The organism is Enterococcus sp. E5-37 (assembly GCF_035726925.1).
Taxonomy (GTDB): Bacteria; Bacillota; Bacilli; order Lactobacillales; family Enterococcaceae; genus Enterococcus_B; species Enterococcus_B faecium.
The window spans coordinates 1-20340 of sequence record NZ_JAPMLG010000018.1 but is presented as its reverse complement, the minus strand read 5'-3'; the positions used below and the strand labels follow the sequence as shown (position 1 = coordinate 20340).

The 20340-nt window shown below is 33.1% G+C and carries 24 protein-coding genes and 5 pseudogenes; 12 read left to right on the top strand and 17 right to left on the bottom strand.

Features of this window, described 5'->3' with window-relative positions; all coding sequences use genetic code 11:
* Positions 1-93: 93 nt before the first annotated feature.
* On the bottom strand, positions 94-600 hold the full coding sequence (locus tag OS138_RS11955) for a cysteine hydrolase family protein (protein WP_002298694.1): 507 nt from the start codon (positions 598-600) through the stop codon (positions 94-96).
* A 1315-nt stretch (positions 601-1915) separates the two neighbouring features.
* On the opposite strand from OS138_RS11955, the gene OS138_RS11950 reads away from it, so the two are divergent.
* Positions 1916-2116, top strand: a complete 201-nt coding sequence (locus OS138_RS11950; protein ID WP_002299261.1) for a hypothetical protein — start codon at positions 1916-1918, stop codon at positions 2114-2116.
* Positions 2117-2233: 117 nt separating this feature from the next.
* Here the strand turns inward: OS138_RS11950 and OS138_RS11945 are convergent, their stop codons facing one another.
* A complete protein-coding gene (locus OS138_RS11945) occupies positions 2234-3073 on the bottom strand; it encodes a CPBP family intramembrane glutamic endopeptidase (protein WP_002296628.1) in 840 nt (279 codons plus the stop codon).
* A 184-nt stretch (positions 3074-3257) separates the two neighbouring features.
* Between OS138_RS11945 and OS138_RS11940 the strand changes: the two are divergent.
* A pseudogene (locus OS138_RS11940) lies at positions 3258-4146 on the top strand (peptidyl-prolyl cis-trans isomerase).
* Positions 4147-4716: 570 nt separating this feature from the next.
* Here the strand turns inward: OS138_RS11940 and OS138_RS11935 are convergent.
* The 9 genes and pseudogenes from OS138_RS11935 to OS138_RS11895 form a co-directional block, all read right to left on the bottom strand.
* Complete coding sequence (locus tag OS138_RS11935) at positions 4717-5412, bottom strand: fructose-6-phosphate aldolase (RefSeq protein ID WP_002323639.1); 696 nt, start codon at positions 5410-5412, stop codon at positions 4717-4719.
* Positions 5396-5794: a PTS glucitol/sorbitol transporter subunit IIA gene (locus OS138_RS11930; protein ID WP_002319298.1), complete on the bottom strand. Its 399-nt coding sequence runs from the start codon at positions 5792-5794 to the stop codon at positions 5396-5398. Before OS138_RS11930 ends, OS138_RS11935 begins: the two co-directional genes overlap by 17 nt.
* Positions 5795-5811: 17 nt before the next feature.
* Positions 5812-6808, bottom strand: a pseudogene (gene srlE / locus OS138_RS11925) (PTS glucitol/sorbitol transporter subunit IIB).
* Positions 6809-6825: 17 nt separating this feature from the next.
* Positions 6826-7380 (bottom strand): PTS glucitol/sorbitol transporter subunit IIC, encoded by a 555-nt coding sequence (gene srlA / locus OS138_RS11920; protein WP_325070166.1) that lies wholly within the window; start codon positions 7378-7380, stop codon positions 6826-6828.
* On the bottom strand, positions 7368-7859 hold the full coding sequence (locus OS138_RS11915) for a transcriptional regulator GutM (RefSeq protein ID WP_002299268.1): 492 nt from the start codon (positions 7857-7859) through the stop codon (positions 7368-7370). The genes srlA and OS138_RS11915 overlap by 13 nt, the downstream gene beginning before the upstream one ends.
* A complete protein-coding gene (locus tag OS138_RS11910; protein ID WP_229205521.1) occupies positions 7852-8202 on the bottom strand; it encodes a PTS sugar transporter subunit IIA in 351 nt (116 codons plus the stop codon). The genes OS138_RS11915 and OS138_RS11910 overlap by 8 nt, the downstream gene beginning before the upstream one ends.
* A 104-nt stretch (positions 8203-8306) precedes the next feature.
* Positions 8307-8528, bottom strand: a complete 222-nt coding sequence (locus tag OS138_RS11905; protein ID WP_002319294.1) for a hypothetical protein — start codon at positions 8526-8528, stop codon at positions 8307-8309.
* Positions 8529-8563: 35 nt separating this feature from the next.
* On the bottom strand, positions 8564-9718 hold the full coding sequence (locus OS138_RS11900) for a BglG family transcription antiterminator (RefSeq protein WP_002322732.1): 1155 nt from the start codon (positions 9716-9718) through the stop codon (positions 8564-8566).
* 18 nt (positions 9719-9736) lie between these two features.
* Complete coding sequence (locus OS138_RS11895; protein ID WP_002299273.1) at positions 9737-10537, bottom strand: SDR family oxidoreductase; 801 nt, start codon at positions 10535-10537, stop codon at positions 9737-9739.
* A gap of 223 nt (positions 10538-10760) precedes the next feature.
* Between OS138_RS11895 and OS138_RS11890 the strand changes: the two genes are divergently transcribed.
* From OS138_RS11890 to OS138_RS11860, 7 genes are all read left to right on the top strand, one after another.
* Positions 10761-10976 (top strand): DUF378 domain-containing protein, encoded by a 216-nt coding sequence (locus OS138_RS11890; RefSeq protein ID WP_002289418.1) that lies wholly within the window; start codon positions 10761-10763, stop codon positions 10974-10976.
* Positions 10977-11114: 138 nt separating this feature from the next.
* A complete protein-coding gene (locus OS138_RS11885; protein WP_002330164.1) occupies positions 11115-11600 on the top strand; it encodes a hypothetical protein in 486 nt (161 codons plus the stop codon).
* A gap of 455 nt (positions 11601-12055) precedes the next feature.
* Positions 12056-12469 carry an Hsp20/alpha crystallin family protein gene (locus OS138_RS11880; RefSeq protein ID WP_002299276.1) on the top strand — a complete coding sequence of 138 codons (414 nt, stop codon included), beginning with the start codon at positions 12056-12058 and terminating at the stop codon, positions 12467-12469.
* 136 nt (positions 12470-12605) lie between these two features.
* Positions 12606-12866 carry a hypothetical protein gene (locus OS138_RS11875; RefSeq protein WP_025481096.1) on the top strand — a complete coding sequence of 87 codons (261 nt, stop codon included), beginning with the start codon at positions 12606-12608 and terminating at the stop codon, positions 12864-12866.
* A 117-nt stretch (positions 12867-12983) separates the two neighbouring features.
* Complete coding sequence (locus tag OS138_RS11870) at positions 12984-13274, top strand: hypothetical protein (protein ID WP_086311860.1); 291 nt, start codon at positions 12984-12986, stop codon at positions 13272-13274.
* Between the two features lie 490 nt (positions 13275-13764).
* The gene (locus tag OS138_RS11865) at positions 13765-14556 is read left to right on the top strand and encodes a TraX family protein (RefSeq protein WP_002323081.1); all 792 of its coding nucleotides are present in this window, start codon (positions 13765-13767) and stop codon (positions 14554-14556) included.
* A 171-nt stretch (positions 14557-14727) separates the two neighbouring features.
* On the top strand, positions 14728-15120 hold the full coding sequence (locus OS138_RS11860) for a VOC family protein (protein WP_002323082.1): 393 nt from the start codon (positions 14728-14730) through the stop codon (positions 15118-15120).
* A 79-nt stretch (positions 15121-15199) separates the two neighbouring features.
* On the opposite strand, the pseudogene OS138_RS11855 reads toward OS138_RS11860, so the two are convergent.
* The 5 genes and pseudogenes from OS138_RS11855 to OS138_RS11835 form a co-directional block, all read right to left on the bottom strand.
* Positions 15200-16123, bottom strand: a pseudogene (locus OS138_RS11855) (NAD-dependent epimerase/dehydratase family protein).
* Positions 16124-16806: pseudogene (locus OS138_RS11850) on the bottom strand (type 1 glutamine amidotransferase domain-containing protein).
* Positions 16784-17137, bottom strand: a complete 354-nt coding sequence (locus OS138_RS11845) for an ArsR/SmtB family transcription factor (protein WP_002324895.1) — start codon at positions 17135-17137, stop codon at positions 16784-16786. The pseudogene OS138_RS11850 and the gene OS138_RS11845 overlap by 23 nt, the downstream one beginning before the upstream one ends.
* A 278-nt stretch (positions 17138-17415) precedes the next feature.
* Positions 17416-17613, bottom strand: a complete 198-nt coding sequence (locus OS138_RS11840) for a cold-shock protein (protein WP_002293041.1) — start codon at positions 17611-17613, stop codon at positions 17416-17418.
* A gap of 262 nt (positions 17614-17875) precedes the next feature.
* Positions 17876-18091 (bottom strand): hypothetical protein, encoded by a 216-nt coding sequence (locus OS138_RS11835; protein WP_002323043.1) that lies wholly within the window; start codon positions 18089-18091, stop codon positions 17876-17878.
* 97 nt (positions 18092-18188) lie between these two features.
* Here OS138_RS11835 and OS138_RS11830 point away from each other — a divergent pair, with 97 nt between their 5' ends.
* The 3 genes from OS138_RS11830 (at position 18189) to OS138_RS11820 (ending at position 19524) form a co-directional block, all read left to right on the top strand.
* Positions 18189-18443: a hypothetical protein gene (locus OS138_RS11830; protein WP_002298667.1), complete on the top strand. Its 255-nt coding sequence runs from the start codon at positions 18189-18191 to the stop codon at positions 18441-18443.
* A gap of 178 nt (positions 18444-18621) precedes the next feature.
* Positions 18622-18801 (top strand): hypothetical protein, encoded by a 180-nt coding sequence (locus OS138_RS11825; protein ID WP_002322938.1) that lies wholly within the window; start codon positions 18622-18624, stop codon positions 18799-18801.
* A 420-nt stretch (positions 18802-19221) separates the two neighbouring features.
* Complete coding sequence (locus OS138_RS11820) at positions 19222-19524, top strand: hypothetical protein (RefSeq protein ID WP_002322940.1); 303 nt, start codon at positions 19222-19224, stop codon at positions 19522-19524.
* 703 nt (positions 19525-20227) lie between these two features.
* On the opposite strand, the pseudogene OS138_RS11815 reads toward OS138_RS11820, so the two are convergent.
* Positions 20228-20340, bottom strand: a pseudogene (locus tag OS138_RS11815) (IS30 family transposase); the annotation flags it as partial.

Below are 20340 nucleotides of genomic sequence, written 5' to 3'. Positions count from 1 at the left end.
TAAAAATAGAACAGGATTATTTTCTCATTTTACGTAATAAAGCAGAATGGATAAACCAGTATCCATTCTGCTTTTTTTAAACGAAGAAACAACTTATTGCTCCAAAAATGTCAGAAATCGTTTATCCCAAATTTTCTCGTAAAAAGCGATTGTTTCCTTTGCTTTCATAAAAGGATTATCATAAGTTGTCGTTGCTCCTCTACACATCATAAGCTGGTATCCTAATCCATGAGCAAACTTCACAGTCGTATCTATACAATACTCTGCTTGTGCCCCACATAATTCGATCGAATGACAGTCCAATTCAGTTAATAAAACACTCAAATTAGTCTTATAAAATGAATTCGCATGGGTTTTTCTCACAAAATAACTGTGCTCAGGAATAGATAATTCCGACAATATCTCCCATGGTTTTGTTTGTGGCACTAATTGATCATCTTCGTGTTGAACGAAAATAACTGGCTTTCCAATCGTTTCGTATGTTTTGATTCTTTTATTCACTAATGCTGTCACTGTTTCTAATTCGTGTATCGGTGAAGAATCAAAACATACCCCTTTTTGTAAATCGATCACTACTATTGCGTCGGCTGTGTTTGACATACGTATGCCTTCTTTCTTTTTTCTAGTTCTTTCTTCTAATGATGTTTCGTTTACTACTATTTTCCATTTTATGGTTAGAAATCAAAAAAATATATTCCATTTTCTGATTTTTTTATTGGGGTTCCTTTGATAGCATTTCTTATCTCGTTCGTTCCTTTATACGTGACAACATTTTCTTATTTTACACCTATAAATGGCACTTTTCGACTATTTCTTCATGTTATTATTTCATAAATATTTAGCTATTGGAGGAATGTATCATGATTAAATTATATACAGGTTCTGGTTGCTCGTCTTCTAGACGCGCAAAACGTTGGCATGTTTAAAGAAAAACCATTTATAAAAGATATCTTGAAAAGATAGAGAAAACAAAAAACAACCACTTTCAGTTGACTACTGAGCAGTTGTTATCTTATGAAGTAAAAACTATTATACTATCATTCTATCACTAATTCTTTTCTTTATTCTCCATGTCTTTTTTTAAAGCTTTTATGTCGAGTTTTAATAAAATCAATCAATTACTTCTATACTAATAGATCAATGTCCACATCTTTTTGAACCAGTAGGTACCTTACTACTTACTATGAAATTTCTCAAGTATTAAAAACATCAAAAACATATGCTCTGCTGCCTGTATCATAATAATTAAAATAGATACAACTAATTTTTGTTTCTTTCGTCTAAAGGATAATTTTTAGGCAATACATTCTGTTTACTAGCACGTCAAATGACACTAGCGATTATGAATTCAAAACAACTGTTTGTGATTTTTTCTCTTTTAAAACAAGTCACATGTTATATTAAATTCGTAAATACGTATATTACAATTTATTTTAAGAGGCGGACATCAAGAAAAAATATTATTAAAAAGTTTGCTATTATCAACCTTGTTACTAACTTTTGGATCAACAATTCTCCCAACTGGAATTGTTTTTGCTAGCGAACAAAATATCATCAAAAATACTAGTTATTCTAACGATGATAACTTGAATGTATCTATAGAAAAGACGAGAACGGTCGTCTTATGGTAGTAAAAATGGAAACAAAAGCTCGTGCTAATGTTGCAACGTGGGAAGCATGGCAATATCCTCATATTGCTTTAAGTACTGGTATAACAGCTGGAGCTATAAATACTGCCTACTCTAGCAGCTGATTGGACAAATTATGGCAATATCCCAGTAAATGCAGTCGCTCGACTATAAGACAAAAATTGTAATAGCTGGGTAGGATTTTACAAACGAACTGGCTATGACGGAGTGAGAAGAGCTGTGACCACTGATTATAAAATAGAGTAATTAATACAAAAGGAGAACCTATGAAAGCTAAAATAGATTTATTCTACGAAAAACATCCTTATCTTTCCCTTTTAATCAATTTGTTGTTAGGTAGTATTATCGGAATTTCTGTTGAATATTTACTAAATAAAGACTTTATAGGTTCTGGTTTCTATACGGTATTGTTTTTAAGTGTTCTTGAAGCTTTTTCAATTTACAGGAAATCCAAAAAAAATAAATAACTTCAAAGTCTCTTTTATTAGAAGGGACTTTTTTGTTGCTTATAGCAGGTACTAAAGTATACTCTGTTGATCTCCATATAACATTTTAAATATGGATAATCATTAATAGCTATATAGTTATTGATAAACAGCAGTGTATTTCTTCATCCGCTTTGTTTTATATGCATAGAGTAACAAACCAACAATCAAGACTAACAAGAATAATGTAGTCGATATAGATGCTTCAGCCCCAAAGTTTCCCCCAGTAATTATTGTATTTTGCGATTGGATCAGAGTGGAGAAAAAACCTTGTTCTTGCGTTCCGCTGACTGGTATACCCAAAATAGCTCCTTGTGTCCAATTCCAAGTAATATGAGCACCAATAGCCGTAAATAAACTTCCTGTACTGTAGATAAGTGCACTGAAAAAGCAACCTGCTAAAAAGATATTGAAAACTGCCAGAAATGTCATGTTAGGATTCAATCCGTGCAAAAGAGCAAATAATGCAGCAGATCCAATCATTGCTATTAACGGACCAAATCTAAGCATCTGATGCTGAAAAAAGCCACGGAATAAAAGCTCTTCTGATGCCCCCACTGCAATAAATAAAATAAAACTCGTTATCAGCGGCACAATGTTTGCGTTTCCTGAATCTAACCGATACGCCCCCGTCAAATATAATGGACTAGTAATAAGCAGAAACACTCCAATTCCAACAACGAGACCTCCCGCTAAATACCCCCAGTCTTTTCCTCGAACAGAAACACCATAATCTTCTATTCTTTTTCCTTCGACCTTACTAGCAAGAAATAAAGCTAGTAAAAAAACAGCTAAATGTCCGACTGTACCGGCAATTGCTCCAATCCATTCACTATTTCCAATAAACATATCCGCAAGTGCATTATTGACAAGAATTCCTAAAACAAAACCAACTAAGACTATTAAAACAGATCCAATCAACCGAATAATCCTGATCATCTTTCATCCCTCCTTTATATTAAGTTTAACAACCCTTTTCTTTCTTGTCTCGTGAAAACTATGTAAATGTTCTCCATCATAGAGAGAATAGATTTTTACGAACTAAGAATATCTACAGCAACCTTACGAAAATGAAAGACTGTCTCCCTAATTCTTCTGTTAGACTGTTTTTAATAAGGAAAGGATGGGAAATTTTTTTGAAAAAATAACTACTAATTATGTGCCTTTCAGCATGTGCAATTTTACTATTCTCAGGTTGTAGCAAGTCCAATGAAACGATTGCAACGTTTAAAGGTGGAACACTTACAGTTCAGGATTTTTATGATAACCCAAAAGTTAAATCAAATAATCAAACACTATTAAAAAAAATGATTGTCTTCAAAGCATTTGATGATGTATACGGAAAAGAGATTTCTTCAAAGGAAGTAACAAAAGAATATAATGAACAAATCAAAAAACTCGGTCCAAACTACAAGGAACAATTAAAAGCAGTTGGCCAAACAGAAGAGACATATAAGAAACTCTTTAAACAGATGCTGGCTTTCCAATACGGTTTGAAAGCCAATGTAAAATTAACAGATAAAGATCTAGACACTGCTTGGAAAGAATTCTATCCAGAAGTTAGTACACAGATCATTCTATTTTCGACTAAAGAAGAAGCAGATAAAGCAAAAAAAGCAACAAATGAAGGGGAAAATTTCTCCAAGCTTGTTCAAGCTTATGGAAAAAATAAAACATTAAAGGAAACTGATGGAAAAATGAATTTTGATTCAACCAATCCAGAGATTCCTACTGAAGTAAAAAAAGCAGCATTTAAACTAAAAAACGGGGAAGTTTCTGATATCATTCCTGTAACAGATCCAACGACTTATCAGCAAAGCTATTATCTAGTAAAAATGGTAAAAAAACAGGATAAAGGTTCTAATAAAGGCAAATACAAATCTGAGCTAGAAAAAATTGCTACCGAAGCAAAAACTCTTGATACGGAATTCATGGATAAAACAATCCGTAAAGTGATGAAAAAAGACAATGTAACTATTAAAGATCCTTATGTAAAAAATATATTCAAATAAACAAATTTGACCCAATTGGGGATGTGGCAAAATTTGAGAAGTGATTTTTGGAAATTCCTTCTTATTTTTGAGGCAAACCACTTTTGCCACAACTTCATTGGGGTCTTTTTTTATTTGTTACAATCATGAGGATATAAATTTAAAAAAGTTTTTTATTTCTATCACATGAATCAATGCGCCATTAAGTAGATTCTTTCATGCTCCCCTATTTTTTCACTTGCCGTATCGCTTCAAAAACAACTATCATAAACTCAAACTCGACTGAAAAGTTATTTAAAAAAAGACTGAAAATATCCCTTCTGGACTTGTTCTTCTTATTCTGTTATACTAGAGAAACACGAAAGATATTTTTATGCGACACTTTTCATTTGTTTTTATGAAATTTATTCAAAACTGGCGTAACTTCAGAGTTACAAGGATGTATTAGAGGTTAGGGAATACATCGTTTAAATGAGAAATAAGTAATAGTTAGTAATAGTCACCCAAACTTTAAATTAATGAATATTGAATCGTCAGATAGCCTTCTCGAGTTTTCGAGAAGGCTATCGTTTATTTTATGGAGAAATTGATTCAGAAGTAATCAGCGACCTTTTTTAGTTCACCAATCGTTTCTGCTTGGAAAGTTTGCACCCAATCTTCTTGGAAGCCCCTCACTGCTTTATCAATCGAGGGCATCTCTAATACTTGATCTAGTAGCTCTTTACCTAACGTTATCGCATGAGCTCCAGATCGAATGGCTGTAGTGACTTGTTCACAATTTTTGAAACTAGCTGCTAATATTTTTGTTGGACTTTGCGTACGTTCGATCTCAGTCCGCAACGAATCAATCACTTTCATAGCATCAATGCCTTGATTTTGCATCCTGTTATAATAAGGTGCAATATAATCTGCTCCATTATTAATAGCTAAATACCCTTGTAATTCTGTGTAAATAGCTGTACCGGTAATCAAATAACCTTCTTTTTTCAACTTTTTGATCGCTTGAAGGCCTGCTTGATTCACCGGCACCTTGATAAACGTATCTTTTCCCAGTTCTTCTATGATAACTCGAGCATCCTCTATCATTTCTTCTTCCGTTCTTCCTATTGTCTGAATATGGATAGGAATCTGTCCGATTATTTTTTTGATTTCTTTCATATGCGAGAAGAAGTTTGACGCTCCTTCTTTTTTCAGAATAGTAGGATTTGTTGTTACGCCTGTTAAATTCAAAAACTGTTGACAAGAATAAATACTTTTTGTATTTGCTGTATCAAGCATGATTTCCATATAGCTTTCCCCCATTCTGATCCTCTTGATCGATTTTAATGATTGTCCCCTTTCTTAAATACGGCATTTCCTTATCTTCTACATACATTGTTCCTGGAAGTTCCGGCTCATGAGATCCATCAAATTTTATCGTGATATGTCCTAATTCATTCAAATTAGTTTGGACAACATCTCCTACTGCTGTGATTACATACATTTGTTTATCAAAGCAGAGCTTCATATCACAAGTTATTTCTTTTCTTACCTGATTCAATTCAATCTTATAACAATAATCTGTTAATGTTTCCGGTGCTTCATCTCCAAATAAAATCATTATTTTTTCTTTCCTGAATACTTCTGCTTCTATACCAACATCTGTTACAACCGTTTCAAAGATCGTCATCTCTGTTCCTCCTAAACTCAGCTATATAATCCAAAACTTGCTACCCAAGCAATGATAACTCGTGGGATGCCGTTAAGAAATCTTGAATAAAGAACTGATGGTACACCTACTTCTACTGTCTCAGCTTTTGCTTCTTCCAAACCTAGACCGACTGGAATAAAATCACATGCATTTTGAGTATTGATAGCAAATAGTGCCGGTAATGCTAATTGGGGAGGAATATTTCCTTTTCCAATCTCTACACCGATCAATGTTCCAATCACTTGGCTAATAACTGCCCCTTGACCAAGCAAAGGAGATAAAAATAGCAGTGAACAAATTAAAGCCAATGATTGTTAATCCAACTGCATTTCCTGCTAAAGGTGCCATAATGTTAGCAAATACATTACCGATCCCAGAACCTTGTATCACACCAATCAAAAGGGAAACGAAAGCCATAAAAGGGATCACTGTCCGGATCATCGTATCTACTGCTTCTCTTGCTGATTGATTGAATGTAGCAACTACTTTTCCCGCGCCCATTCCAATTTTTGCTATCCAGTTTTGCTGCTCTGCTTTTTGCTCGGTTATCTTTTTAGAAGTATCATATTTGTACTTTTTATCTGGAGATGTAGTATTTACTGTTTCTTTGTTATCACTAGTTTCCATTAGTGGCTGTATTTGTTCTAATCCTACTGCTGAAACATAAATATCTTCAGTGATATATTGTGCTAATGGGCCACTTTTTCCTGTGGGAACGATATTGATGGTTGGTATCCCTTTTTTAGGATAAATTCCACATCTAAGAGTCCCTCCACAGTCAACGATTGCAAGCGCGATTTCACTATCAGGTATTGATGTTTTGAATCCATTGATAGACTCCATACCTGTCAGTTCTTCTATTTTATCTACGATCATTGGCCTCTCACCTCCACCTGTGACATAGATGAACTTGTGTTTAACTTTTGTCGGCCTAATAATCAAAGGACCTCCATACCCGCCGTTTCCTTTTACGATCTTGATATCACTATACATTTAAAACACTCCTTTCTCTAATCAACTGAAAGCTCTACTTTTTTGCTAAGAACGATTCCTTGCTGTCTGCATACAAATCCAGTAGTAAAATCAGTTATCCAACCACCAATAAAGTTCATCAGCAGTCCCACAAGCAAGTATCGGATAGCCAGCTCCATCGAATTTAGCCCTAAGGTTTCGATCCCTTGAGCAATCCCAATCCATACAAACAATTCTCCAGGATTAATATGGGGGAATACACCATTGCTCGTATGACAAAATTGAGCTTGAGCAGCATAATAGCTTGGTTTGTAGTATTCTGGAAGGAAACGAGCCATTGTAAATGACATAGGATTTCCCAACATAAAAGCAGATAAGAACGGTAACATAAGGTAACGAGTAAGCGGATTTTTCGCTGATAATTTGGCTACTTTCGTTACTCGGTCTTCACCTAAAAAAGCAATCAGCGTATTCATTGCAACCATCAGCATCAAGACAACTGGTACGATTCCTGTCATCCAGCTTATGAATGTTTCTGCACCTGTTTGGAACAGCCTCATAAATCTCTCAGCAAATTTTGTTATGATATCCATCGTTTGTCACTCCTTTTTTCTTTGATCGTACTTTTCCATATCCGAAAATTATTGAGCATAGCAATAAAAGGCAATGTAGGTTGTTCACTTTTTTCATTTCCTGCCTCTATTCGTAAGTATACTTCTCTGGCATTTTCTAAAGCTGCTTGTGTCAAACGATCTTCCGCTCGAACTGAGGGATGGTAACGATCGATGTAATGGATATCTTCACCCGCATAGACAGGTAATGAATGAAATTTTGCCAAAGATGTAACCCCTTGCATTTTCCTGACTTCTAAAACTTGATCATGATCGTCTATAGCTAGCATAACAATCGTGCCTGAACGGATTTTCCCAGGTCGTTTACCAATCGCTACTTTTCCTTTTCTTCGCAGTTCGCTATATGTTTGATTGAAATGCTTTAGTTGCTTCCAACTGATAACTGCTTGCAGCACATAAGCTGAAGCTGCGAAAACTATGAATAGATACATATCATTCATGAAGTCTCTCTCCTTTACTTTTGATTAGTTTTAAAAATGATTCCTGTGTCGGTGCTAATTCAATAAACTCATCTATTCCCATTTTTATGAGTTCAAATAGGATATCGTATAGCTCAAATAATTCATTTTCAACTTCAGCCGTCATTTCTTCAGGTATGGCAAATAAAAAAATAACTCCATTTCCTCCTGTTTCTGCTAAACCTTGATCAGTTATTAGCCCTACTGATAAAACAATGTGTTGAGATAGCTGGTTGGTTGTGTGAGGAAAAGCAAATTCTTTGTTAACAAATGTGCTTTGCTGAGATTCTCTTTTCAAGATCCTTTTTTCAAATTCTTCATCCACATAATAGCCTCTGATCAAAGGAGCGACTAATTTGTTTAAATATTCTTGATACGTCTTTTTTTCTTTCCATATTTGATAGAAAAAAACAGTAGAATGAAACCCGACTAATCGCTTTTTTTTGCTTTTTGCCATTGTGCCCTTAACCAAGAGTCATCGAAAAGATTAGTCAAATGGATCACCGGTGTCTCTTCATTTACATTTTTTAACGGAATCGTTGTAAAAACAGCGAAATATTTGTTTAGATCTACTTTTTCATATTGTTCTTCTGAAACATGTGTTATTTGTATATCCGTCCCCAATATCCTTTTGATTTGTCTTTGGATCATTAATGCTGTTCCTTTTCCTGTCGTATGAACAATGGCTACTTTTTTAGAGGAAAAATGCTCTTTTGATATCGAAATGCTAACTCCAAATACAACGTTAGGTAGCTGATCTCTACTTTAGAGATCTTATGTTGCAAGATAGCTTCTAATGCTTGTATGCATTCGCTAGCGATTTGGTAAGAAAAAGGATACTTTTTTTCTATCTCACCATAAAATAAATCAGTCAATCGATAACGAAAAATTACCCGATTTATCAATAAAGAGAGGTGCTGTTTCATCTCTTGATATAAGAAGGACTCATCCAGATCAATGAGATCTAATCGTCGAATACGCATCATCATGGGGTCGAAATATAAGCGCAAATCAGAGTTAGCTTTTCTTATCATCGTTATACTTGTGTTGATGATGTTCAAAGGAAAACTGACAAAATCTTTTTCATATTGGCTCAAAGTTAGTTCATAGATTTCTTCCAACCGATTGATCAGTTCATTGAATTCTTGGATATATTCAAAACACCCACTGTAACGATTGATGGGCTTCTTCAACAGATAGTTACTAGAGATTCTATTCAAAGAAATACCGATAACTTTCGTCAAAAGGGTGATTTCTTGTTTACTAGCATTCGTCTTCTTCTGAAAATGTTTGATTGCTTGTTTTTCTTCTAGAACCTGTTCTGTTTTCGTCTCTGAAAAGTAGGGAGAAACAAAATAAAACAAAAGTAGTCGTAATTCTAGCTCATCTCCTATTATTCTTAGTCCTTTATTTGGTGTGCCTGTAATCTTTACATCAAAATCATTGATCATCTCTTTTAATGTCTTTAGATCCTTGACCACTGTTCCTCTGCTGACACCGACTTCTTCAGACAAATCATCCATACGTAAGAAATCCTCTGTTTCGATCAGCCTATTTAGTAAATAAGCGATTCTTTTGGATGCCGAATTGAAATCACTGGCTGTTTTCAATTTTCCTTGCATGATCTCATCAAAAAAATCAAAATCATAAATTTCAAGTTCAAAATGTTTGTTTTTTTGGATGATTTTTGCAATACCGGCAATTTCTTCATTCAACTCCCCAATATCTTTTTTTATGGTTTGATTACTGGTTTTGATTTCTTTTTGCACTTCCTGGATTGAAACTTTCTTGTGAGTGACTAGTAATTTCAATAATTGGTACCATCTGTTTACTAGCGTCACGTGCGTCCCCCCTATCCTTTATCCTCTTGTTTTACCTCCTGAAATATTAGTCGTGACTCCAGTGATATAACTTGATCTTTCTGAAAGATAATAGCAGACTAGATCCGCCACTTCTTGCAGCTTACCACTCCTTCCTAGAGGGATCGTACTTGTTCGACTGTAACCGTTTCTCAGCTGTTCGACGCTTATACCTCTCGTATAAGAAAGAGCTTCTTCATATTCTTGTGTTCTCAAACCGGTTTCTTCCAGTATCCCTGGTGCAACACCTACCACACGAACATTCCTCTTTCCTAACTCTTTTGCCCAAGAACGAGTAAAACTGTTCATCGCTGCTTTTGTAGCAGCATAACAGCTCTGTCCTTCTGATCCTTCCAATCCTGATTCAGAAGAAAGATTCACGATCACTCCTGATCCCTTTTGCACCAAGATTCTTCCAACTGCTTGGCTCATCAAATATACACTTTTTTGATTGACAGCGATCATCTTATCAAAAACTTGTTCTGATAATTCATACTTGCTTTTTGGATGATTTCTATCTATTAGAAGAGAAGGAATATTTATTCCTGCATTATTGACTAGACCATCGATCGTCTTGAAATGTTTCATTACTTTATATATCCCTTCTTCTATGTCCGTTTTAGAAGACACATCGACTTTTAAAGATAGTAGGTTTTCATGCTGTATACGGCATTCAGTTACATCAAAATTCGCTACTTGTGCATTCTGCTTCAACAAATTTTCGACGATACTTCTTCCAATTCCTGAGGAACCTCCAGTTACAATTACTACTTTTCCTGCAATATCCAACCAATCCGGCATATGTGATCCTCTCCTTCTTTTTTCTTACAAATCCAGTATAAAAGCTCACTAAAAAAAATTAAGACATGAAATTTACAGCTTCAGCTAAAAAATGTGTACTAATGGAAGAGCAAAAAAAATTTTCATCTTTTTGCATAGATTACTAAAATTCCTGAGCGTTATATAAGCAATGTTTCTCTTTTTGATATATAATTGTTTTATCATTTAAGGAAGGAGAATTCTAATGAAAACTTTAGATGCTATTGCATTAACTTTATTGATTGTGGGAGGGTTGAACTGGCTGTTGGTAGGCTTGTTCGAACTTGATTTAGTAGCTATGATTGCTGGTGGTTCAACAACTATTTTTGCGAAGATCATTTATATCGTCGTAGGTATTTGTGCGATCTACTGCTTGAAATTTTTCCCAATGATTACTAGAAAAGTTGATGAAAGATATTAGAAAGCTATAATTATTAAAAAAGTTATTATCTTCATAAACCTTCCCTTTATTGGGAAGGTTTTTTCATTTTAAACCATCTGCTTCTCTTTGTTTAAGTGATATACTGAATAAAGATAATCTATTTTAGGAGGAGCTATCATGCATAAAGGGATTTACGCAGGCTTGTTGGGAACTGTAATACTTTTTTCTGCCTGTGGATATAAAACAAAGAATTCTGTTAAAGAATCTTCAGCAGCCATTTCAACAACTGAGGTTGGTTCAACTAAAAGTACTTCTACTACTTCCATTACTAATACTTCTACTGGTAATGTAGATTCGCAACATAGCCAATCAAGTATTCAGTCGTCTAGCATTTCTTCAACATCTGAAATGCAAGAAAACACTGTACCTTCTCTTCCATTAGAAAACTCTGACAAAGCACTTCTATTTCTTATTGCCCACCGTTCCGAATTACAAAGTGACGATATTGTTATTAGCTTTTATCAAAAAATTGATCGAGATTATTTGTTCACAGCTTCCAGCAAACAAATCCGTTCCCAAGGGGGATCTGGAAGCGTTGGTTTTTATCGAGTGTCACCCGAAGGATCGATTACGATGACAGATGCAAATGGAACACCATTTTGATTAGATGATATTATACGGATTTACAGTACTAGCAAGTCATTATCGGTATCATTTTTTCTGAGAAAGTTATACGGAGTATAAATAAGCATTTGCATTAACCTAATAATTCGTTACAGCTTTTCTCTTATGAATATACTCACTTCTCTACTTGCTCTCTTGATAAATTTTTGGTATCTACTTCATTTTCGGTCAACTGAGTTAATGAAATTTATTGTCGGACGGTTTTCTAGATTCAATTTTTCTATATTTGGATAGAAGAATTTACTTTTTTTACCTTTTGACATATTTTCTTCTTATTATTTTAATGATCCCTTTTTCAAATTAGAAAGATAGCCTTTGTATCGTATTAGATGAAATATTCACAAAGCTAACCATTATACTTGCATTTTTTTCAAAATAGAGTTATTACATAAATAGGGATAAATAAAAAATACTTATTGAAAGGATGATTAAAAATGGCAAATGTACCTAGCATTCGCGACATGTTCCCTGATTTCAATGACGTGTTTAGTCCAGCATTCAATGATTTTTTAGGTGTTTCAAGTTATCCAAAAGTGGATTTAGTCGAAAATGAAAAAGAATACAAACTAACTGCTGATATGCCTGGCTGTGACAAAGAAGACACGACAGTTGAATATTCAGATAATACTTTGACGATCTCCGCCAATCATGAGTCCCATACAGAAGATAAAGAAGATGGCAACTATGTACGGAAAGAAAGACATTCGGTCTCTTACAAACGTTCATTCTATCTTCCTAATGTTGATGAAGAAAAAATCACTGGAACCTTTAAAAACGGTGTGCTGAAATTAGTATTACCTAAAACAGCTCATCAGCCAAAAGAAACAAAAAAAATTGAGTTAAATTAGAACTTATCGCCTCTCGATGGATGAGGGGCGATTTTTATATATTTGGATAAGAACGAGTATGTTTAAATTTTCAAAATGAGCAAAAAAATATTTTGTTTTTACGATAAAGATGTTATGATCTCTCTTGGTAAAAAATATGAGAGTTGATCATTTGATTGTCTTAAGTAAACTTTTGTTTTGGATACCATTTATCATAATGACCAGTGCTTTCTTTTACTTATTCAAAAGGCCTAATAAATATTTACTCTTATCTGCTTGTCCGATGATCTATTTTATCCATAAGATTAGAGGATTTTATTATTACGACTCTGGTATCTCATTGTTTTGCTACGAAATCGGCTTATTAGCTTCAGCCATCTTTTTCATATTTGTGTTAGAATATTTCAGAAAAAAATAAACTTCCAGTCAGTTTTGGCTGGAAGTTTTTTATTTGGTGCAGATCTTTTCAGCTGATATTCATACAAGTTGATCCATTTTTCTATTATTAAGTACATACCATTGTGACTCTTTGAATGTGGGGGAGAAAAAAATAAAAGGAGCTGGTATTTTGTTAGTTATGAGTAAAGCTTTGTTTTTACTTCCCTGCACGTTCATGTTTATTGTTTTATGTTATTTCAAAAGAAGAAAAAAATGGTGCTGGATCGATGTTCTACTATTCCTTCCCTTTTTCCCGCTTATTTATTTTCTTGAAGAAATATGGCATGATATGGCATGTGATTCTGCTTTTCTTTTTAGTCATTCATTGGGGATTATGATCTCTCTTATGATCTTTGCCATTGTGCTATTTTTTTTGAATAAAAAATAATGTATTAAAATGTATTAACTCGTTTGTCCCAACTTCCAAAACATATTTTTGAAAGTTGGGTGTTATCTTTTTTGAAGTATAAAAAGATCTCAAATCAATCCACTTTACTTTCTTATTATGTTATTCATAGTAACAAAATCTCACCTACTTTATCTTATAACTTGATTTTTTGCATAAAAACTAAATAAAGAGTGCGGCATTTCGCACTTTTTTATTATAGATAAACGTTTAGACAAATTGGAGTACTTCTAGTTTCGTGATACATTGGCATAGAAATTACTTGCAGTTTTTAGGTTTACATAATTTAATTATAGTTACGCTCTATTTTATCTCCCATTCATTAATATTTCAAAGATGATTTCTCCATCTCGTTAATTATTATAGAAAATCATATGACAAAAGTGGTAGCTTTTTCGATTGTGATTCTTGCTCAACTTTATTAATAATACAACTGTCACTTGTTTCATTTATTTAATTAGGAGGGAAAAATTTGAATACTGTTAGCTTGAAAAAAGGATTTTCTACCTTTGATCTAAAAATTTTAGGGATTACGTTGATGTTTATCGATCACATTCATCAAATGTTTTATCCGTTTGGTGCTCCCGATTGGCTGGATTGGTTTGGTAGGCCAGTTGCTACTTTGTTCTTTTTTATAAGCGTTGCAGGCTTCTCACATACACATGATAAAAAGAAATATATGCAGCGACTTTATTTCTCAATGGTTCTTATGGCTTTCTTCACTTATTTTCTTGGTAATATCGTTCATTATGATGAAGTGGTATTGATAAATAATATTTTTAGAGATTTGTTTATTGGTACGGTCATGATGTATGCAATTGATCTTTTCACTGATGGAAAAAATACTGGAAGTTGGAAAAAGATTCTTACAAGTATTTTCTTGTTCATTTTACCAATCTTACTCTCACTATTTATTCCCTTGTTATTTTCCAGTCCAGTAATCGTTCAAAATAAAATTGTTTTTATGCTGATTACGTCATTTTTACCTGCACTGCTTTTAGCAGAAAATAATTTTATGGTTCTTTTGATTCCTTTACTTTATTTAGCAAGAAATCACCGTAGCATTCAATGTATTATTATCTCAATCGTTGCCGGCATATACTTCTTCTTGGGTACGACCCAGTGGATAATGATCTTTTCAGTCATCCCGATATTGTTATATAACGGACAAAAAGGAAAAGGAATGAAATATTTCTTCTATATCTTTTATCCGGCACATATTGCCCTATTATATTTGCTATCCGCGTTTTTATATAAATACTAGACTGATTATTAATGAAAGAAAAACTTGTCATAAACACTTAAAGAATCCCATGAAACTTATGCAGGAGAATTCACCATTTCGATTTAGTTCCTTTCCTTAGTCTTTTTTACCCATTCCATGTTACAATCGCTTTGCAATCGATCTCACAAAAAGGAATCTGGAGGGAAAAAGATGAAGCAAATATTGCCGTTTTTGACGTATAATGGTCAAGCAGAAGAAGCAATCAATTGGTATCACAAAGCTTTTCCTAACTCCGAAATCACTAAGTTGAATCGGTATGGAGATACCAGTAAAGAGGAACCGGATCTTATCCTTGAAGGCGAACTTAAATTAGGCAATCAAGTAATTGGATTTTTGGATATGTCAAAAGATTTCCCTGCACCTGCCTCCACCTGGGCATCTACCATTTTGATTGAAGTAGATGATCAGGCAGAATTCGATCAGGCGTTTAATACATTAAAAGATAGCGGAACTGTAATGATGCATGAAAAAAACTATGAGAAGTATACGGAAGTTTGCTGGGTGACTGACAAGTTTGGCTTTACTTGGCAATTGTTATTCTAGCCATGAGATAAAACGAAAAAGCGATAGTTGACATCCATTAAATATGGAAAGTCAACTATCGTTTTTTTCTCGAGTAATATTACTTTTCTAACTTGAATAAATCGTCTAATGCATTTGAGAATGTTGTTATTTCAAAATCTGGAAATTTCTTTTTAAATTTATCAGAATTAAACTTGTTGTCATAATGATATCTAGGTAATAACTCTTTTAGCTCTTGCATATTTTTATTGAATATAGAGCCAAGATCAAACATCCATTGTTTGATCACTTTATATTTTACCGGTTTGTGCAATTTTTCTTCCATCAACTTTATCATCTCTTCATATGTTCGACTTACATCACAAGGTAGATGCCAGGTTTGGTTATAAGTGTCAGGCTGATTTGCTAAAAGCGCCATGGCTTTACTAGCATCAGGTGTCCATATTAATGTCCTTAATGTTTGATCAGAAATTGGTAACAAAGCAGTCTTATCATTTTTCACTCGGTTAAACAATAAACTGTTTGTAATACTTTGCGTCTTATTAGGTCCATAAAATTCAGGAGCGCGACAAATCATCACATCTATGTCAGGATTCTCCATTTCAGTCACTAGCCGGTCTGCCATTTTAGCTCGAACAGTGGATTTGATACCATCATAAATAAATTTGCTATCCTCAAATTGTTCCGTGTCATTTTTTCGTACATATAAGTATTATCGAAAAAAACTAATTTCGCCTTTGTTTCTTTACAAGCCTGTATGACGTTTTCTAACATGATTTCAAATTTTGTTTTCCACTGTTCGGAGTCCATCGGTAATCCTGCAGCAAAATAAACAATCTCACTTCCTGCTACAGCGCGAATAGTTGCCTCACGATCTAAAAATATCCGCTGAGATTAGTTCGTCTGTATCGTCGATTGATTTCGGATTTCGACTAACTAAGCGAAGCTGTTTCCCGTAAGTTTGATTAAGTTCTTTTGCTAACTCGTATCCAATTTGGCCATTACTGCCAATAACTGTTTGCATTTAGATAACCTCCTTAATGAATGTTCGTGCTAGTTCTCTTGTTGAATACGGATTTTGTCCAGTAATCAGATGTCCATCCTTTACCACATGACTCTTAAAGAAACGCTTCTTGATAAAATATCCTTTTCTCCTTACAGTCATCTCTTCATTATCAAAAGGAACTACTTTGCTTTTCATCGCCAATAATTCCTCCGCTTTAGTAAAACCAGTCAATTTTTTATTTGCTATTAAATAGTCATTATTAGCAAGTCTGATATTAAATAAACCTGCTATACCATGGCACACAAATAACACATATCCATTTGATTCATAAATATCACTAGCTATTTTTTGTAATGCACTATTCTCGGGAAAATCCCACATGACACCATGCCCACCCCACCAGTAAAGTAAATAGCAGTATAATCTTTGCTCTTTACGTTTGCAGGAGACAACGTATTCCTCAAACCTTTTTCAATAAAAGCTTTATTAGAATAAAGGTCTATTACATCAGAATCTAGATTTCTCATACTTCGAGGGTCAATCGGTACATAACCACCTAACGGACTGACAAAATCAGCTTCAAATTGATATTTATAGATTTCTGCTAAAAATTCTACTGTTTCTCCTAGCCAAAGCCCAGTAGCTTTATTTGTTCCTTTGTATTGATTGACATTTGTTTCAACTATCAGAATTTTCTTCACTGTTTTTTAGCTCCTCTATTTCATCTATTACGTCAGACAAAAAATCTCTTAGTTTATATATATTTTTATTTTCGTGTTTTAAATAGTAAAAATTTTTAGTTCCTTCTTCTCTGACCTCTAATAAATCGGCGTCTTTTAAAATTTTCAAGTGGTGCGATACTGCTGGTCTTGATAAACCTGTATCGTCAGTTAGTTCTCCTACTTGCAAACCATGACAGCTTTTTTCATTTAATAATCTAATCAAAATCAATTGTCTTTTTCTGTCACCTAAAGCTGCTAAAAAATCACTTAATGATTCTAGTTCTGTTTTTAAGCGATCGTGTCCATTCATTGTGATCCACCTATTTCGTTTATTAGTTTAAACCATTAAACCATTTTTAATAAAATATGTAAATTCCTTTGCTCAAAAAAGTAGCTTCTTTACGATTCGACAATTTCAAATAAAGCAGGTAAAAACTGGCTGTCAGAAAATAGCCAAACTGAAGCAAAAAATAATGTTAAAATTAATTAATGAACGAAAAAAATCCCTCACCTAATATTACGGTGAGGAATTTTTTCTACCGACATAAACAAAAAAACCACCTCATATGAGGCGGTTAACGTTCAACATTATTTTACGATATTTACTGCTTGAGGACCACGTTGTCCTTCTTCAATATCATAAGTAACTGCTTGGCCTTCATCTAAAGACTTAAAGCCTTCTCCTTGGATTGCTGAGAAATGAGCGAATACGTCATTTCCATCTTCACCAGTGATGAAACCAAAACCTTTATCTGAGTTAAACCATTTTACTGTACCGTTATTCATATATATTTCCTCCTGATACGTATATAATACGTGTTTTATTGCAATTAATATTACTTGGTAAAAGGAGTTTTTATAGTGTGAATATATCGCTCAGATTACGTTTCAAATTAGATTACTTATTTACTATAACACGGATGTAATGCTAACACAAGGATAATCACTCGATATACGGTTTAAATATAAATAAAAAAGATGTGAAATTTCAGAAAATCACAATAATTGATTAACCAACGAGAAAGACCTTCAATGAATGATCTCTCTATCAATTTATCGAGTAATATCTAGTTTCTTTTTGTTCTTCGTTAACTATTTCCGTTTTTAAACAAAATGTTTGCAGTGTGATTATATTAGCAATACAATTTTTCGCAACTTTATATGTTTCTTCTGCAGAAGCTCCGTATTCTTTTTTTAATTTTGCTTTCGCTGCAGTTAGTTCGTGTTTTCTTAATTTTGTTAATTTGAGGTATCTGTGATTCATTCGAAACTATTCTTCTTATTATTTGGTTATTAGTTGGCTATTAGTTGATAAAATGCTATTATCCTAATTGATATAAGACTATATGGGAGATGATGCTGTGGTCACATTTAGTATGCTTTTATTTTGGATTCCAGTCTGTATTGGTGTCATCTCTTTCTTTTACTTCACTAAACGTTCTAGAAAAGCGATTATATTAGTGCTTTCTTTTTTACCATCTGCGTTTTTTATAATAAAAATAATAAAACATACATTTTATCAATCGCTTTCAGCATTAAATTTTTACGTAGTAGGGTTGTTTTTATCTCTTATTCTTTTTATCGTTGTTTTGCGATATCTTTATAAGAATTATTAATTTTTCTGCTTTTATAACTATAAATTTTCTCACTTGTTGTTTTTGTCTTTATACTAGTACTATCACTTGACATCCAACTGTTTCTCCTTAATTCTTGTTTCTGTCGACTTATTATTAAGGTATTGACTATAAAATAAATAAGAGATACTCTTATCTAAAAGTGATAGGAGGAAGAAAAATGACGCTTATCAACAAACTTAATGCTAATATATTTTTATACACCGGAATGATTCTTGTTATACTTAATGCTATTTTTTTAGATTTCAATTTTTTCATAAATATTTTAGGTCTTGCTCTTGTCTCATTTTCTAGTAATATCACAAAAATAATTGGAAATTTTCTAAAAGACAATCACTAGTTGATTGTCTTTTTTTCTGAATGTCTATGTAACTAAAAAATATGAAAAGAATCTTTTTATCTTTTCCCCTAACGGTAGTCGCTAGACTTTAAGTGCCTTATTTTCTCTTTTTTTACTCATTTAAATAAAATTCTGATTTATCTTGTTGTGGATCAATTCATAATACGCCTTACTAGAAACCGCTGTGCTTATCTTAGCTTTATTATTTTACAAATCTTACACGATCAAACTGCAAAAACGACCATTTATTGTAATCTGTGTTTGATTTGTTTTATCAAATTTTTCATTTGACTAATTAGCTGCCTCTTCATTCTTCTCCTGCATAATGACCTCAATCTTCTCTTCAGCAAAAAAATGGCTAAAAACAAAAGTATCATGTATAATTAAATTAAAATTAAAATAATTAGAGAAGGTGAAGTTATGGATGAATTTCAAATGATAAAAAGCACTCTTGCATCTATAAAAAAATATGTATCAATGAGAAGTAGCTTTCCTAATGAAAGTGATAGAAACAACGTTATAAGGAATTTTAATATTCAGTTTATAGGAAAAGAACGTAAAAAAGTTATTTCTATAGAGATTGCTAATTATTTAAAATTAGAAAATAGGATATTTAACAAATATATTGAAGAAGTTGCCAATGAACTCCACATCAAATTAGAAGGACTCCATAAGGTAAATTCTGTTACTTCGGAAGCTGATGCGTATTATATTTATCTTTGACAATAAGCAATTGATATATTTTAAGTAAACATAACTTTGATGTTTATAAATTGATAGACAGCAACGGAAATAGTAAAAACAAGGATGTGAATTTCAACTCTTCCTAATTGTTCTTACTATTTTTCAACCGTTGCTGTCTATCGCATTTCATCATTCTTTCAATCCGAATTAATTAGGGTACTTTATCGGCATATCTAGTATTTAACCATCAATACCATGACTACTATCGTAAAATCCGTCTTTTATTTTTATTCCGTTCCCTCCCATTGACGATCATTATCTAATATAGAAATCCAAACTTACGAATAGCCTCACTCGCATTAACAACACGCCGATTTGCCATTTTATATTTCTTCTTCAGAAACTTTGTTGTGACTTCTCCCCTTAGTCTCATTTCTTTCTCATAATAAATAAATAGTGATAAAATAAATATATTGGGAAAGAGAAAAAATAAAGAGGATATAACTTTGTTATTTATTAGTAAAATCTTATTCTGGGTTACTTGTGCATATAAAATTATTGTTCTAAGTTGTTTGAAAATATGGCGTAAAAAAGATTGTTTATTGGTCGTCTCATTCCTCCCATTTATCTATTTCATGATCAAGATTTGGGATGATTCAGATTCTGATCCCCTTTTTTTATCCAATTATTTAGTTGGGTTAGTGTTTTCGATAGTATTTTTTATTTGTTATTATTTGTCAAATTAAGCGAGACAAAACTTTCCATTTACGTAACTCAAAAAAACTTCTAATGGTGTTTGGTAATTTAGTGATTTTCTAGGGATATGGTTTCTTTTGGACGCAACGGATGAGATGA